The 15,395-nt window shown below is 42.7% G+C and carries 13 protein-coding genes and 1 pseudogene; 8 read left to right on the top strand and 6 right to left on the bottom strand.

Annotated elements, in window-relative coordinates; translation table 11 throughout:
- The first annotated feature begins 200 nt into the window (after nt 1-200).
- The 3 genes from M3N64_RS00065 to M3N64_RS14040 all read left to right on the top strand — a co-directional run bounded on the left by M3N64_RS00065 (nt 201) and on the right by M3N64_RS14040 (nt 2,245).
- The gene (locus tag M3N64_RS00065) at nt 201-1,433 is read left to right on the top strand and encodes an MFS transporter (RefSeq protein WP_249094343.1); all 1,233 of its coding nucleotides are present in this window, start codon (nt 201-203) and stop codon (nt 1,431-1,433) included.
- Nucleotides 1,434-1,529: 96 nt separating this feature from the next.
- Nucleotides 1,530-1,943 (top strand): CBS domain-containing protein, encoded by a 414-nt coding sequence (locus M3N64_RS00060; RefSeq protein WP_249094341.1) that lies wholly within the window; start codon nt 1,530-1,532, stop codon nt 1,941-1,943.
- A gap of 167 nt (nt 1,944-2,110) precedes the next feature.
- The gene (locus M3N64_RS14040) at nt 2,111-2,245 is read left to right on the top strand and encodes a hypothetical protein (RefSeq protein ID WP_283163237.1); all 135 of its coding nucleotides are present in this window, start codon (nt 2,111-2,113) and stop codon (nt 2,243-2,245) included.
- Nucleotides 2,246-2,400: 155 nt separating this feature from the next.
- Here M3N64_RS14040 and M3N64_RS00055 read toward each other — a convergent pair whose 3' ends face one another.
- Together M3N64_RS00055 and M3N64_RS00050 are read right to left on the bottom strand one after the other, a co-directional pair.
- A complete protein-coding gene (locus tag M3N64_RS00055; RefSeq protein WP_249094338.1) occupies nt 2,401-5,625 on the bottom strand; it encodes an MMPL family transporter in 3,225 nt (1,074 codons plus the stop codon).
- A complete protein-coding gene (locus M3N64_RS00050; RefSeq protein ID WP_249094336.1) occupies nt 5,622-6,071 on the bottom strand; it encodes a MarR family winged helix-turn-helix transcriptional regulator in 450 nt (149 codons plus the stop codon). Before M3N64_RS00050 ends, M3N64_RS00055 begins: the two co-directional genes overlap by 4 nt.
- A 229-nt stretch (nt 6,072-6,300) precedes the next feature.
- Between M3N64_RS00050 and M3N64_RS00045 the strand changes: the two genes are divergently transcribed.
- Both M3N64_RS00045 and M3N64_RS00040 read left to right on the top strand, forming a co-directional pair.
- The gene (locus M3N64_RS00045; protein ID WP_249094318.1) at nt 6,301-6,558 is read left to right on the top strand and encodes a hypothetical protein; all 258 of its coding nucleotides are present in this window, start codon (nt 6,301-6,303) and stop codon (nt 6,556-6,558) included.
- Nucleotides 6,559-6,658: 100 nt separating this feature from the next.
- The gene (locus tag M3N64_RS00040) at nt 6,659-7,036 is read left to right on the top strand and encodes a hypothetical protein (protein WP_249094314.1); all 378 of its coding nucleotides are present in this window, start codon (nt 6,659-6,661) and stop codon (nt 7,034-7,036) included.
- Between the two features lie 27 nt (nt 7,037-7,063).
- Here the strand turns inward: M3N64_RS00040 and M3N64_RS00035 are convergent, their stop codons facing one another.
- Nucleotides 7,064-7,978 carry a helix-turn-helix domain-containing protein gene (locus M3N64_RS00035; RefSeq protein WP_249094310.1) on the bottom strand — a complete coding sequence of 305 codons (915 nt, stop codon included), beginning with the start codon at nt 7,976-7,978 and terminating at the stop codon, nt 7,064-7,066.
- A gap of 538 nt (nt 7,979-8,516) precedes the next feature.
- Between M3N64_RS00035 and M3N64_RS00030 the strand changes: the two genes are divergently transcribed.
- On the top strand, nt 8,517-8,921 hold the full coding sequence (locus tag M3N64_RS00030; protein WP_249094307.1) for a DUF4064 domain-containing protein: 405 nt from the start codon (nt 8,517-8,519) through the stop codon (nt 8,919-8,921).
- A 193-nt stretch (nt 8,922-9,114) separates the two neighbouring features.
- Here M3N64_RS00030 and M3N64_RS00025 read toward each other — a convergent pair whose 3' ends face one another.
- Nucleotides 9,115-9,651 carry a phosphatase PAP2 family protein gene (locus M3N64_RS00025; RefSeq protein WP_249096821.1) on the bottom strand — a complete coding sequence of 179 codons (537 nt, stop codon included), beginning with the start codon at nt 9,649-9,651 and terminating at the stop codon, nt 9,115-9,117.
- A gap of 337 nt (nt 9,652-9,988) precedes the next feature.
- Between M3N64_RS00025 and M3N64_RS00020 the strand changes: the two genes are divergently transcribed.
- A complete protein-coding gene (locus tag M3N64_RS00020; RefSeq protein WP_249094304.1) occupies nt 9,989-11,461 on the top strand; it encodes a nicotinate phosphoribosyltransferase in 1,473 nt (490 codons plus the stop codon).
- A 65-nt stretch (nt 11,462-11,526) separates the two neighbouring features.
- On the opposite strand, the pseudogene M3N64_RS00015 reads toward M3N64_RS00020, so the two are convergent.
- A pseudogene (locus M3N64_RS00015) lies at nt 11,527-12,083 on the bottom strand (DEAD/DEAH box helicase family protein).
- Between the two features lie 18 nt (nt 12,084-12,101).
- The gene (locus M3N64_RS00010; RefSeq protein ID WP_249094301.1) at nt 12,102-13,379 is read right to left on the bottom strand and encodes an MDR family MFS transporter; all 1,278 of its coding nucleotides are present in this window, start codon (nt 13,377-13,379) and stop codon (nt 12,102-12,104) included.
- Nucleotides 13,380-13,628: 249 nt separating this feature from the next.
- On the opposite strand from M3N64_RS00010, the gene M3N64_RS00005 reads away from it, so the two are divergent.
- Nucleotides 13,629-15,395: ABC transporter substrate-binding protein (locus M3N64_RS00005; protein WP_249094298.1), on the top strand; the 1,767-nt coding region annotated here is incomplete at its 3' end.

The following is a 15,395-nucleotide window of genomic DNA, read 5'->3' as shown; positions in this document are numbered from 1 at the left end:
CGGTATGCGGCAGGACAGATCATCTTCCGGGATGCTATAACTAATTAAAGAGATACAGATTTACTCATAAAAAAACAACGTATTCGTTTTTTCAGAAAAACAATGTTCAAATTGCACTTTATTCGTTACAATTAGCTTTGTAGTTTCATTGATTTGCCTGAACCATTTGTTTATTCAGGTACAGGATTAAGGGATGAAAAATGGAGAATACAGAGCGCAAAAACACTGCACTACATACATATTTTGGCATTCTCTTTGCCATTGGCTGCGGCCATTTCTTTAATGATTCTATTCAGGCAGTTATTCCGGCTATGAATCCGATTCTTGAGCAGACATTGAATCTCACCTACGCCCAGCTTGGCTGGATTGCCTTTGTTGCCAATATGACCGCTTCAGTGATCCAGCCTTTTTTTGGCTATTATGCGGATATAAAGTCCAAACCGTTTTTGCTTCCGACGGGGATTCTGACCAGTCTGACCGGCCTTGTTCTCTTTGCATTTGCACCGACCTATATTTGGGCTCTGTTTGCCGTCTTTTTTATTGGGATCGGATCATCCATATTTCATCCGGAAGGATCGCGCGTCGCACATATGGCTGCGGGTAAGAAACGCGGTCTTGCGCAGTCGATTTATCAGGTTGGCGGCAATCTGGGTCAATCCATGGCACCGGTTCTTACGGCATTGCTTTTTGTTCCCTTTGGACAAAAGGGCGTGCTGTCTTTCTCAGCCTTTGCATTTATTGGCATGATCATCCTTCTATTTGTCTCCTTCTGGTACAGAGCGCATCAGCCGGAAAAACCGATACGTCTGAAGCAGCAGCGGCGCAAGCTGAACCATCGTGAAGTGTTCGTTCATAAGCGAGTCCTGATGGCGATGACCTTATTAGTTGCAATTATCTTTGCACGTTCCTGGTACTCTTCCTGCATTTCTAATTTTTATCAGTTTTATCTCATTCATGATTATGGACTTTCGATTCAGTTTGCACAGATCTTTATCTTTGTATTTATGATTTCTGGGGTGATCGGTACTTTTTTAGGCGGTCCGCTTGCAGATCGTTTTGGTCGTAAAACTGTGATTCTTGGTTCCTTCATTGGCGCGGCCCCATTGTCCCTGCTGCTTCCATATTTGCCGATCACTTTTATTGCACCCGTCTTTTTCCTGATTGGCCTGATCATTACTTCAAGCTTCAGTGTAACGGTTATCTATGCACAGGAACTGATGCCGGGAAGATTGGGGATGGTCTCCGGTCTGACGATTGGCTTTGCCTTTGGCATGGGCGCGATTGGCGCAGTTCTGTTCGGAAATTTAGCGGATTTACTTTCTATTCGATTTGTTATGATTCTCTGTAGCATATTTCCGATTGTCGGACTTCTTTCATTCGCGCTGCCTGGTGATTCAAAAATCAGGAGATGGACAAAGCTCCCGCATAAATAAGTTCATAGATTTTTATAAAAGGGACATATAGTAACCGTTTACACCGAATTTCTTGAAGGGCCATGCTGCATGTAGTATATGAGGAGTGAGTGCTGAGTGAACGCTGCTTTTTTGATTACACCGAAAAGCGATGTGAAATTTGTCTATGATCATTGGACGATCAGACAGGCACTGGAAAAGATGGAGCATTATCGCTACTCCGCGATTCCGGTGCTGAATAAAAAAGGTCTGTACGTAGGGACATTGACAGAAGGAGATATTCTATGGAGTCTCAAAAAAAATGAAAATCTGAATTTCAGGGATACAGAACATATTCTTTTAAATGAGGTGCCGCGTCATCGCGATATAAAAGCGATTTCCATTGATGTCGAGATTGAAGACATACTGGAAACTTCGCTGACGCAAAATTTTGTACCAATCGTGGATGACAGCCATGTCTTTATTGGCATGATCCGCAGACGTGAAATTATTGCTTATCTGCTGAAGCTGCGGTCAAATGGAGATAAATAACCTATGAAAGGAAAGTACAGGACCTCTGTTTGATGAACCGTTTTTAGAGAAAATGAATGAATCGATGAAGATACAAACCCGAGAATGCGCAGCAGTCTCTTATATTCTTGTAAAGGTTGTTTATGATACAATGATTTAATATGCAGAACTTCGAGGGAAGAATGCGGGTGAACAGTAAATTGAAAGCGAACGATGGGAAAGGCAGGAGAAGCAAGATCGTAACGATTATTGCAGTCGTCTGTGCCGTCGATATTCTTGCCACCTTAATCTACTATTATGTATCGGGAACGTTTAAATTTTGATGCAGGTATTAAGGATGGTTCTGAAACATATTTAGTATAAACCATGAAATCCATAAAAAATAACAATAACCGCTGTGTCAGTCGGACACAGCGGTTATTGTTATTTGAATTGATTAATTTTTCTTTATCTGGCTTCTGGCGATTCCTTGTGTCGATCAAAGACTTCGCTCATTATCGCTCACAACACTGTTTTCTTTTTTAGGCAGGAACGGCCACCAGTTTCCGCGCCCGAAAAATTTAACCATAACAGGCACGAAGAGTGGAATAATAATGGCTGCATAAAGAATCAGACCGATAATGACGACCGTAGCTATCTGGACAAGGGACAGCATTCCTGAAGGCATCATCGCGGCAAAAGTTCCGCTCAGAATCAGAACAGCCGAGAAAATCACGCTGCCCATATGCCAGAGCGTCAGCAGCATCCGTTTCTTAATCGCCAAATTCGCGTATTCATTGAAGCGCGTCATGACAAAAATTGAATAGTCAATGCCCAACGCAACCAGGACAATAAAGCCGAAGAATTGTGTCGTCCAGGTCAGACCGGAATAGTGGAACAGTTTCGTAAAGATCAGTTCCGCAAATCCCATCGATGAGAAATAAGTTAAGAGCAGTGAGGCCACCAGATAAATCGGCATACTGAGCGAACGCAGGATGATCACCAGCGCGATAAAGACACCGATAACGACAAAAGTGACCGCTCGTTGGTAGTCTGAACTTGACAGATGCTTAAGATCGCTGTTTGAGCTGGCGATACCGCTGATGCCGATATGCGCGTTTTCAAGTTTGGTTCCTTTCAGAATGGACGGAAGCTCTTTTTTCAGTGAGTTAAAACGAGCGATCCCCGCATTTGTATAAGGATCATCTTTCATCGTCACCTGAATCATGGTGATTTTTCCGTTATCACTCATGTACTGATCAAGGGAGTCTTTAAAGTCTTTATTGTCAAGAATTTCATCGGGGACATAAATACCTGACTGCCCATAAGAAACTTTGGACCATTTGTTAATAAACGCGTTTGCTGAATTGACACCGTCTTTGATCTGACCGGCACCATCCGCACCCTTAGCGAGTCCGCCTGACAGAGTTTTCATCTGATCCTGAACATCACTGAATCCATTTTTGAGCTGGTTCTGCCCGGATGCGATCTGAGCCAAGGCATCGGTGATTTGCGGTGTATTCTGTACGACCTGATCCTGTCCGTTTGCTGCCTGATTCAGTCCGTCTTCGAGTTGGCCAAGCCCGGCATCCAATTTCGACAGTCCTGACTGGAACGCGCTGAGGCCTGTGCTGATTTTAGCCGACTGATTATTCAGCTGGTTCATTGCATCTGCCAGTGCCTTGATGCCGCTGTTCAGCTGTTTGACTTGTGCCTGAGCACTTTGTGTCTGCTTGCTGATCTCCGTTTTGATCGATGTTTGCATGGCATTCATCTCGTCAGGGAGCTGCTGGAGACTGGCCACTAATTGCTGGAAATTTGGATCCTGCATCGCTTCAGGATGCGCAGCAAGATAGCCCTTCAGGCTGGTCTGGATCTGGCCCATTGTTTTTTCCAGCGCTGTTGTATCGATTGCCGGCTGCCCGCCTGACGCTGTCGAGAACTGATCAAGCTGTCGGGAAATGTTCTCCAGGTTCTGCTCGACTTTTTCATAGCCGCCTTGAATCTGTTTCTGTCCGGACTGTAATTTGGCTAACTGAGTCTTTGCCGTTTTCACATTATCTCTGATTTCTCCGGTACCGGCGGATCCGGATTTGATGCCGTCAGAGATTTGTGACAGTACGTCCTGCATTTTGAGTACACCGTTTTTTGTATCGTTCGTTCCGCTTTGCAGCTGATTAACGCCATTCAAGGCATCGTTCAGCTGAGGCTGAGATGCATCAATTTTTTTACTGGTGCTGTTCAGGTTTTTCTGAAGTGTGCCGATTCCGTCGGATGCTTTTGACAAACCGTCATGCACTGTATCTGCCTGCTTTGTTACATAAATATCGTCCAGCCGATCGCCAAGTGGGCGGGAAACACTCATGACTTTGTCGACATTCGGGTCTTTTTTCAAGTCAAGAGAGATGCGTTCAATCAGCGCCACGTAGTCAGTGGAACGCATATTGTCATCATTTTTCAGATAGATTGTAGCCGGAGACAGATTTCCGGCACCAAAGTCTTCTGAAATGATGTCAAAACCATGTTTGGAAGCATAGTGACTCGGCAGTTCTTCCGGTGAATTAAACGAAAGCTGACCATTATACGTAATAATCGAAGGTACCGTAAATAAAGCGACAACCAATAGTGTGAGGAGCGGACGGGCAAATGCAAATTTTCCCGATCCTGCCCAAAGTGCACTTTTCGGTTCTTTAATTTCTCCCCGCATTGGCCAGAAAAGCTGCTTGCCTAAGCTGACCATAAAGAGCGGCAGCAGCGTGAACAAGGCAAGAAGTAAAAAGATGACGCCGATGCCGACAGCAATTGCGCTGCGGTATAAATTAAACTGGACAAAGGAAAGCGACAGGAAAGCAATGAATACAGGAATGCCACTGTGCAGTACAGTGGTGCCTGCTGTCTTAAAAGTAGCAAGCGTTGCTTCAACACTATCTTTCCCCCTGGCCAGCTCTTCTTTAAAGCGGCTCATCAGCAGGATGCAGTAGTCCGTTCCGATACCGAACATCACGGCAACCATGAAAATCTGGGTGAAGTTGGACACTGGAAAATTAAAATATTTGATGAGAAAAGTGACGACAACCTGCGCGACAACATAACTGATTCCGACTGTGAACAGCGGAATGAAAGGAGCAATTAAGGAACGAAAGACGAGCAGAAGCACGATGAGAATAAAGACAACCGTAATGCCTTCCGTTCTGTGCAGACCAGTCTCCGCGGAGATGTTCATGTCATCGTTAATTAATTTTTCCCCCGTCAGATAGGTTTTAACACCGTTCGTTTTGATTTTATTGTCTATACTGGTGCGCAGCTGGTGAACAGTGTTCTGGTTGACGTTTTCAACCTGAAAAGCGGCCATCAGCGTTTTCTTATTATCTGAGAAAAGCTGATCTTTCAAATCTTTGTGGTCAAAACTGTCAATGATGCTTTCAATTTTAAGTTTCTTTTTATCGTCTTTAACTTTTTTCAGAGTTTTTTCGATCTTGTTCAAATCATTCTGTGTCAGCCCATTGTCAGAATGAAAGACTGCAATATAAGTGGTTGTATCCTTGTCACCGCTGAATTCCTTTTCAAGTTTCTGTGCCTGGCTTGTGGAATAATTGTCAGGCATGGCATAGCTGCCCTTGCTTCTTACAAGCTCATTCATATCCGGAGAAGTGAAAATAAGCGCAGCGAGTCCGACAATCCAGACACCGAGCAAAACCCATCTTAATGATATAATTTGCTTCATTTGTTTACCCTCTGCTTTTTAATAATTTCATTGATTTTCCAATAGATGCGAATAAATTCTTTGCTGTCCTCTTCACCAAGTTCTCTGATCCATTCCCCGACCAGTTCATGGATCTTTTGCTGTCCTTTCAAAAAGAGTTCTTTTCCGGCTTCAGTAGTATAGAGACCGTGACTGCGATTGTCGATCATTTTTTTTTCAATGTAGCCTTTATCGACGAGTCGGCCGATACGAATGCTGACACCGCTCTTGTTGATGTTAAAATAATCAGCGATCTGAATCGGGCTTGTTCCCGGTTTTAATTCCAATAAACGAAGCAAACAAAATTGTTCAAAAGTAATCCCGTACTTTTTTATCACTTTTTGAACAGCCTCTTGCACCTGATCAGTCGTATACACGGATAAATTTTCATAGGCAGAAATTATAGCGTGGATTGAATCTGATTCCAAAAATGGACCTCCTCTCCAAACAGGTAACTGTGTTAACTATTTGAGCGTAACAGTTTTTGTTAATACAGTCAACCAAAATGAATGTTTATTTTTTATAACTCGCACAGCAATGAAAATATTTTTTAATATCTGCAAGACTAAGGACAACACCTGATCATAAAAGCTTCAATAGATGTTCTTCATTGTATAATAAAGAATCATTTAGAATTTATGCGAGGAGGGGGGTATTATGATGAGTGAGTGGCAGACAAAAGAGGCACTGCGCGAATTGTTATGTGATTTAGTACGTGTCCCCAGTATTTCTGGTTCACTTGCGGAGAAAGCATTTCCTCAATTTTTGCTGCAAAAGCCGGGAGTGCTGAATTACTTCCGTGAGCATCCGGATGATCTAAATGAGGTGCTGACAGGAGACGGACGTTCATTTGTATCGGCATTTGTGCGTGCGCCAGCCAACAGATCAGACGGTCATCTTATTCAGCCATTTTGACGTAGCCGGGGTGGAATAATATGGAAAATGGAAGTATCTCGCATTTGATGTCAAACGACTGACTGAATGTTTTTATCAAGAGCAGGACAAGCTTCTCAAGGTGATTCGTGAGGATCTTCAATCTGGTCATTGGCTATTCGAAATAGGGACGATGGATATGAAATGCGGACTTGCACTTCATATGTCTTTGATTGAATCTGCCTGTGCGGTCGGATTTTCAGAGAATTTACTGCTTATATCGGTTCCCGATGAGGAGGCTAATTCGTCTTGCATGCGTGCCGCTTTGCCATTTCTTCTCCAGTTAAAGGAAAGTCAGGGTTTAAATTATTGCTTTGCACTCAATTCTGAGCCTATGTTTTCTCTTTTTCCAGGTGATGATAACCATTTCATCGAGCAGCACTATTTCAGCGGCATTTCGGATCTAAGCTATATCGGCATTCCGGAGAAAAATGCTTCCATGAATTCACTGAACCATTGAGATTAAATCGGATTCTGCTGCCTTTTTTCAATGTGAAAATCCGTCATCTTTATTAAGGATTTGATCCAGAGGCAAATCAATAGCAACAAGTTCATGAACTTCCTGAATGATTGCCTTGCCCATTGAATCTAAGTCGAGAACTTTACAGATTGAGAGTCCTTTATGGATTAATTTTGTTCCTTCATCTGGTTTTCCAAGTTTCATAAGTAAAAGGCCTTTTCTGGTATAGGCAACTGATAAGCCTTCGAATCTTTTGATTTTGATACATTCTTCAATAGCCTTATTTGCATATTCATAGGCTTCCTCGTATTTATTGTTTTTAAATAGCAGAATCGTTAAATTCAGTAAATAAGATGATTTCAATTCGTTACTTTTAATAATATAAGAAAAACGATCGATTTCTTTAAGGGCACGTTCAGCAATAGATATGCTTGTTTCAAGTGGAAAGTAAAAGAAGATATTATTTATTAGTTTTAACTCAATGGAATACCAGTTATCGAGTTTGGAAAGACGCTCCCAAACCTTATTTGCATACGGAAAAGCATGATCGAAAGTTTTTTCAAAATGTAAAGCTGTCATTGCTTCACAGACATAGTGTATATCTTGGACAACACTGTCTGAGTGGCATTTTAAATATTGTGTACACTTGGAATTTACAGCATAAACTTTTTCTATTTCTGCACTTGTTGTTAACTTAAAAAAGTCGTGAACGATTTCGTCCTTCCCATTCAGGCTATAAGAATTTTGAATATATGTTAATTCTTCATAAGATAAATCAAGTTTCTTTAATATATGCATGAATTTTCCAACGGTAGGCTGCATATCGCACGCTTCTATTTTTGCATAGGTTGCTCGTGACATCTGATCCCCGGCAATGTACTTTTGCGTATAGCGTTTTGATTGGCGAACTTTTTTTAAGACCTCTCCTAATTGATATTTCATTAGCATGACCCCCGATGTGAGTATATTATACATTCTAATATATTTTTGTCGAATCATGCTACGATAATTTCATTAAGAGGAGGTGTAGGCCATGTACAGTCCTGATATTCTATGGTTTATCTCAATTGAACGGTAGGCTGTCTTGCTCGGCTATTGTTGATGCTCCCCAAACGGTAGCCTTACTTTTCGGGCTGCATTGCAGTCTCTCAATGCAAATCTTCATTTCATCACGAAATTACATACTCAATAATAATGAAGAAAAAGCATTGTGTCAGTTGAGAATCAGATGTGGGCGGATGTGGCCCGATACGATTCCCAACTGTTTTTTTGTGTGATAAACATGATTTTTTAAGAAGGATAAACACGGATATTTTTTGGAAAATCTGGATTTCTTATTTAAGCATGACAGCTCCTTTCTTCTTTGCAATGAATGTCGTGATCAAATTCTGAAGTTAGTGTATAGTTTAATAAGAATCAAATTTTATACATAGGCATGGATATAGCTACAGTACAGATATCAGCCAAGGGAGGACTACTCTTGAAACGAACGGGGGAAATCACTTTAACGGTCATTGGCGGCTGCATTAATTTGCTGTTTTTGCTGATTGGCATTCGTTTATTAACCGTAGATTTCACAACATTCCAGATGCAGCTGGAAGCGGCCGGAGAAAAGCAGCAGTTAACGTCGCAGCAATTGACTGACCTTGCTTATTTTGCACAAATTGCCGGAATTTTTATTTTGATTTTTACCATTCTGATCTTTGCGTTGACAGCGATCGGCCTTTTTTTGCTGCTTAAATTGAAAAAAACAAGAGCAGCAGGTACGGTGTTGCTGATTGCCGGAATTTTGAGCCTGCCGGAGTTGTTCATTCCGGGCGTTTTATTGATCATTGCCGGTATTATGGTATTAGTGAGAAAGCCGCGTCAGATTGATAAATTTTGAAGGGTTTCTGTTTGCGTTTTACCCACAGTTTTATTAAAGGAGGGTGACTCAAAAGTCTATTTGGACAATGGGACACCCTCTTTTGCTGGATAAAAAAATATAGGATTTTGCACTTACCCGATTTTTCTTAGCTCAGCGAACTAAAGTCGATAAATAAAAAACAGCCAATCGGCTGTTTTGATGCGTATGCCTATTAAAAGGCATAGGGAAGAACAATTTTAATAAAGCAGATATATCCGGTGATTGTTCCAAGCATCATTCCGGCCAGCACATCTGAAGGATAATGAAGGCCAAGAAAAATTCGTGAGACCGCTACACTGAGTCCAACAGGCAAAAGTATGAGGCTCAGTGACGGATGGAATAATATAAGAGGTATAATAACTGAGAAAATCGCGGTTGTATGTCCTGATGGAAACGAATTGTCCTGCAATGCATTGACTGGATAATTCGCATCGTCAAGAATCAGGTAGGGACGCTTTCTCGGAAAACATTTCTTGAACACCTGAACGATGATATGGCTTGCAGTTAAAGAAATGGCACAGGCTACGGCGGTAAGACGCAAGTGACCGCGCGCAAAAATCAACAGGAGGAGAACAAGCAAAATCTCAAGGACAGCACCGCCAACATTCGTGACTGTGCGGAAATAAGCATTCCAGATCCTTCGCTCAAAATGTTGATTGATTTTTCGAAAAAGGCGACATTCCAGTTCATACAGTTCATTAAGAAGCAGCATTAGCTTCACCTCCCAGCTGCACGCATACGGATGTCCTGACACAAGAAAGCGAAAATACATGATTCGCAAATATATGTTCTTTTTTGATCATTACTGATGCACAGTTCAACTATATCGTAAATCTTTGCTGTTAAGAAAGTGTGAACCTTTGATTAAGTATAAGTGAATGTCCTGTACAAAAAGCGTAAATGATTGCTTGCTTGATTTATTATAAATGAAAAGAACATAACGCTTTAGAATGAGTCACAGTTTACAAGATTGCAGGTCAATAGTATACTCGATTCAACATATGCGATAACGTATACATAATTGATACATTGGAGGAAATGAGACGATGGATTCCAGGTTTGACGTGAGAAATGACCGAGATCTCACGATGCTGGTCGACTTTTATGAATTAACGATGGGAAACAGCTATCTTGAAGAAGGGGTCGGGGATCAGATTGTTTATTTCGATATGTATTTTCGCCGAGTTCCCGACGGTGGCGGTTACTGCATCATGGCTGGTGTAGATCAGCTGATTGAATATCTTGAAAATCTTCGTTTTACTGAAGATGATATAAATTACCTGCGTTCAACAAACACATTCTCAGAAAGGTTTCTTGAGTATCTGGCGACTTTTTCGTTTTCCTGCGATGTGTGGGCCATACCCGAGGGTTATCCGGTATTTCCGAATGAACCGCTGGTAACAGTTCGCGGACCGGCTATTCAGGCGCAGCTTCTTGAGACGATGATTCTGGTGACGATTAACCATCAGACCTTAATTGCGACCAAGGCGAATCGTATTTGCCGGGTGGCTGGCAACCGGCCGGTCATGGAGTTTGGATCACGGCGCGCGCAAGGATACGATGGGGCTATTTATGGTGCGCGTGCCGCAGTGATTGGTGGTTGTTCAGCAACCGCCAATACATTGGCGGGCATGATGTTCGACATTCCGGTATCCGGAACGATGGCGCACAGCTGGGTACAGCTGTTTGACAGTGAACTTGAGGCATTCCGTGCCTGGGCAAGAGCCTATCCGGATCAATGCCTGGTCCTGATCGATACATATAATGTGCTTAAATCCGGTTTGCCGAATGCTATTCAGGTCTTTAAGGAACTGCGGGAGCAGGGCCATGAACCGCTCGGTATTCGAATCGATTCCGGAGATATTACCTACCTGACTCGAAAAGTCAGAAGGGCGCTTGATGAAGCAGGATTTTCAAAAGCAATCATTGTGATTTCCAATTCTCTTGATGAGCACATTATCAAAGATGTGCTTGCCGAAGGTGCGCAGATTAATTCATTTGGTGTCGGGGAACGGCTGATCACTGCGCGTTCTGAACCTGTATTTGGCGGTGTGTATAAGCTTGTTGCTGTTGAGAAAGACGGCAAAATCATTCCGAGGATTAAAATCAGTGAGAACGAAGAGAAAATCACTAATCCAGGATTTAAAAAAATCTACCGTATCTATGACAAAGATGCGGATAAAGCCATTGCCGATCTGATCTGCGATGAATCGGAAACGATTGACGAATCTCAGCCGCTGACTTTATTTGATCCGGTTTTCACATGGAAGAAGAAGCGATTGAAACGGTATAAGGCAGAGCTGCTTCGCAAACAAATTTTCAAGGCCGGCCGGCTTTGTTACCAAAGTCCTTCTGTACGCGACATTCGCCAATTCGCCATGGAGCAGGTTCAGAGACAATGGGCAGAGGTGCTTCGCTTTGAGAACCCGCATCATTATTTTGTCGATCTTTCATGGAAAGTCTGGAATACAAAGCATGATTTGCTGAATAATTATTCAGAAGAGTTCAGCGGAAAGTAAAAAAGACAAGCGACCTCCGAAGACTTACCGTTTCATGGGATCGCTTGTTTTTTTGATTGAGTCAATCAAAGGTTGAAATGCTCTTTAATCATTGTTGCAACCTGTTCTGCACTTATAGTGGTGTTATTTATTCTTAAATAATTGCGTGCCCTGATCTCACCTGGCCGTGAGTTGAGCCGATCATATTCCGCGGATTCAAGAAGATTCTGCTCAGATTTGGCAATGTTTCGTTTTGTAGGCTTTTCCGCAAGACGGTTCGGTGTTCGGTTCCTTTTAAGACGTACGGCGGTATCTGCCTCAAGCTCGACAAAATAGACAGTGGCACCCACTGCGCGAAAGATGTTACACACCCTATTAACAAAAGACCAGTCCTCTGCGCGATTAAATGCCCATACCTTTGTAAAAATGATGCCATACTGACCGCTCCCTGCAAACGTTTTGAATGTCTCCGTACGAACAAGGTGGCACAGCCGCCACATTTGGGCGTAAAACCGAATAACGGCGCGAACAGGTCAATGGTCATATGATTATGAAATAATTTCAAGCTGGTAATCCTGGTGAGCTCCTGGCCTACCGTCATTTTTCCAACAGCCTGAGGACCAAAAAGAAGGACAAATTTCATCGCCAGACACCTCGTCTTTTATTCGGATTTATGTATGGGCATGCTCATGGATTGGGTTGTCTGATTTTTTTGCATCATTCGGATGGATCGGTAGAAAAAGAAAATTCCTGTGGCACTGAGTATCAGATAAAAAAACGCCATGCCGTATGCCGGCAGAAAGGCACCGACTAATACGCCAACTGTGCCCATGATCTTAGCTCCCTGAAAAACGAGTCCGTAGACAGCCATATAGGCGCCTCGCGAGTCCTCCTTCATCATTGCAGCAAGCAGTGACTGACAATGGGGCACATACATGAGCTCACCAAGCGAGGTAATCAGGATCATGAAAAAAAGCAGCACCCATTGATTGCTGAATGCCAGCACCACATATCCGGAACTGTAGAGTACAAGTCCTGTAAATAAAACGTGGTCAGGATGATAGTGCTTCATCCACTGATTGACGGAAAAAGTACAGAGTACGATGAGTACAGTGTTTTCAACACGCAGCCAGCTGAGCATTTTTAAACCGTCAACGATCTGATGGACAATTACGGCATGAAATTCATGTGACAGACGAATCGCGATAAAGTTGTTCATCTGAAATTCCAGTGACAGAATAAGCAAATGTGCGAGACAAAAGACGAGAAAACGGTGATCTGTCATCACGGTCCGGTAACTTTTGCCCATGTCGCCAATTATCTGCCGGACTGATGCAGATGGACTGTGAGGGAGCGGATGTAACTGATTTTCGTGCATGAAAAAAGCCAGCAATATAAAAACAAACACCGACGTGGCAGCAAGAAGTGAAAATAACCAAAAACGTTCACTGTTAAAATATAATCCTCCGATAATGGTTCCGGCTGCAATTGACAGATTTACAGACCAGTAATTGACACTGTACATAAATGGCCTGTTTTCCTTAGTACTTACGTCAATCAGCATGGCTTCGGCAGCAGGGTTCATGAAACCGCTGCTCACACTTTGCAGAAACATCATAAAAAACGTTGTTTTTGCGGACTGATACCAAGGTGAATTGGCAGCTGCCATGATGATGAACGCAGCAATCTGGATGGTCTGGGCCAAAATCATCATACGTTTTCTGCCAAACCGGTCAGAAGCATATCCGCCGAAAAAGCTTACCGTTAATGAAGCCAGAACATTGAACAGAAGCAGAATGCCCGCTGTTGCGGCGCCAAATTCCTGAGCAAAATAAATGGCCATAAACGGAAATACCATATTGCCGACAAATCGGGAAATAAAGGAAGTAAGCAGACGGACTTTTATATTGGTATGCAGGCTCATAAATGTTTTGATCATTCAGTTGTCCCCTTAAATTTTAAATGGTATTGTTATTTTCAATGAAAATAAACCGTGAAAAAAGTGTAGATTAAAAACATTTTTTTCCTCTTTTTTAGGTGAGCCCTTTTCTGCTGGTTTTTCGGGTTTTTTCAGCGAACAGGTGAATTTTTCACAAACAAACGGATATGGGCGACTACACTATTACCTGAACATAGCCATTTCCAATGAGATTCGCCAACAATAGGAATGAGAGGGAGACTCAAAGCCATGCATGCATTCGATTATTATACGGAGTTTTATTTGGCAAAAGTCCGTGATGCAAAGCAGCACGCTGATACAAGTGTCCGTGAATGCGCGGGCATCTTCTACTGCACGGAGCGCAATGCGAAGCTCATTATCCGAAAGCTTGTAAATCTGCACTGGATTTACTGGGAAGGCGGGAGAGGCCGCGGGCATAAATCACGGGTCACCTTTCTGAAAAGGCTGGATGCTCTGATCGATGAACAGATCAACGAGATCCTTCAAAAGCAGCAATTGGACAGAGCAATCAAGTTTATCCAGTCTCATGCACTACCTGAACAATTAAAATTGAAAAGCTATAATCGGATCAAAGAACAGTTTGGTTACCATACAGAAGCAAGCAGTGAAAATAAATGTGATATGCTTCGCATTCCGATGAAACGACGGCTGGCAACTTTAGATCCTGCTTTTTCGGCAATTACAAGCGAGTCGCATATTGCAAGACAGGTATTTGATTGCCTGGTTAACTATAATTTAGTGAACGACACTTATGAACCGCATCTCGCGCATGCCTGGGACGCTTCGGACCAGTGGCGGAACTGGACGTTCTATTTGCGCAAGGGTGTGCATTTTCATCATGGACGTGAACTGACTGCCGAGGATGTGCGTTTTACCGTTCAGCGTGTCTTTGATCCAATCGAACGGATTCCATGCCGGTGGTATTTCCGGACATTGCAACAGGTTAAGATACAGGACCGCTATACGATTACACTGACGTTCACTGAACCGACACCAGCCCTGCTTTTTTTCAGTGCGCTTAATTTAGCCATACTCCCTGCTGATATCGGGTTTAATCCTGAGCACATCATTGGTACCGGAGCCTTTCGAATTGTAAAATACAATAAGCAGCGGCTTGTTTTTGAACGCTTTTCCGATTATTTTCGTGAACGAGCGCTCCTGGACCGGATTGAACTGTATTTTGCCCCGGAATTTGCACGTACACAAAGGCTGTATGAAGTGCCAAATCAGGATGTAAAATCTGAACTACCCGTACATGAGAAAACATATGAAGAGATCGGCAGTAACTATCTCATCTTCAATTTTAATAAAAAGGGTCCTCTGAACGATTGGCATTTTAGAAACGTGTTTGATCTGCTCATTGACCGCAATCGTCTCATCCGCGAACTCGGTGAAAACCGTTTGCGTGTTTCGAACAGTTTTATTAATCATGATCACGCATTGAAACTGCGCCCGTCTGACAATATTGAGAAGACGATTAAGCGGCTTCTGTCAGAGAGTACATATACCGGAGAGACTTTACTGCTTGTTCACTTTGATCATCAGGCAGTGATCAGGGATGCAGAGTGGATACGGCAACGTGCATTGCAATTTGGCATTTGCATGAAGCTAATGCCGATGCCGATGAATCTTTTTTATGAAAAACAGCTGATTCATGATGCGGATCTGGTTCTTGGCGGCGAAGTACTTGAAGAAAATCTTGAACTCGGAATCCTGCAATTGTTTTGCAATGAGAGCAGTTTAATCCGGCGAATGATAAATTGTGAACAAGCGCGCCGCATTGACCTTTTTATGGGTGAATTTCTTCGAGCAGAGAGTCATCACGCCCGAATGAGTATCTTTCGGAAACTGGAACAATTTATTCAAAGTGAGCGTCTATTAATCTATTTATATCACAGCAAGCGGGAGATTACTTTTGACAGTGCACTCTCAGGAGTAAAGCTGAATGCCTTTGGCTGGGCCGACTTCAGCAAGCTGTGGATTAAACATACTACA

The sequence above is a fragment of the Sporolactobacillus mangiferae genome, from assembly GCF_023336505.1.
GTDB classification, from domain to species: domain Bacteria; phylum Bacillota; class Bacilli; order Bacillales; family Sporolactobacillaceae; genus Sporolactobacillus; species Sporolactobacillus mangiferae.
Note: the sequence above shows the minus strand (reverse complement) of the source record. Positions and strands in the feature narration are given on the sequence as shown.

What these genes read in the sequence shown, in the direction of transcription:
- M3N64_RS00055 (WP_249094338.1), bottom strand. Translation starts at nt 5,625, where the DNA reads ATGAAGCAAATTATATCATTAAGATGGGTTTTGCTCGGTGTCTGGATT.
- M3N64_RS00065 (WP_249094343.1), top strand. Translation starts at nt 201, where the DNA reads ATGGAGAATACAGAGCGCAAAAACACTGCACTACATACATATTTTGGC.
- M3N64_RS00045 (WP_249094318.1), top strand. Translation starts at nt 6,301, where the DNA reads ATGATGAGTGAGTGGCAGACAAAAGAGGCACTGCGCGAATTGTTATGT.
- M3N64_RS00020 (WP_249094304.1), top strand. Translation starts at nt 9,989, where the DNA reads ATGGATTCCAGGTTTGACGTGAGAAATGACCGAGATCTCACGATGCTG.
- M3N64_RS00010 (WP_249094301.1), bottom strand. Translation starts at nt 13,379, where the DNA reads ATGATCAAAACATTTATGAGCCTGCATACCAATATAAAAGTCCGTCTG.
- M3N64_RS00035 (WP_249094310.1), bottom strand. Translation starts at nt 7,978, where the DNA reads ATGAAATATCAATTAGGAGAGGTCTTAAAAAAAGTTCGCCAATCAAAA.